Source organism: Frankia sp. Mgl5, assembly GCF_023242985.1.
GTDB classification, from domain to species: Bacteria; Actinomycetota; Actinomycetes; order Frankiales; family Frankiaceae; genus Parafrankia; species Parafrankia soli.
In genome coordinates this window covers 1-213 of record NZ_JALKFY010000401.1, presented here as the reverse complement: position 1 = coordinate 213, position 213 = coordinate 1, and the positions used below count along the sequence as shown (strand labels likewise).

Genomic DNA, 213 nt, shown 5'->3' with positions numbered 1-213 from the left:
TCGATGAACTACCTGTCGCCGGGTCGGTGCCGGCACGGCCGCGCGGCCTCGGCGAGCAGGGGCGTAAAGCGCTGCACCCACCGGTAGATCGTGACGTGATCGACCTCGAGGCCGCGTTCGGCGAGGAGCTCCTCGCCGTCCCGGTACGACAGAGCGAACCGCAGATACCACCGCACTGCCAGCACGATCACCTCCGGCGGGAACCGGAACCCG

1 pseudogene is annotated in these 213 nt (G+C 69.5%); it reads right to left on the bottom strand.

The features are described 5' to 3' along the window. Positions 1 to 53 precede the first annotated feature (53 nt). Positions 54 to 191, bottom strand: a pseudogene (locus MXD62_RS09830) (IS6 family transposase); the annotation flags it as partial. Positions 192 to 213: the final 22 nt, after the last annotated feature.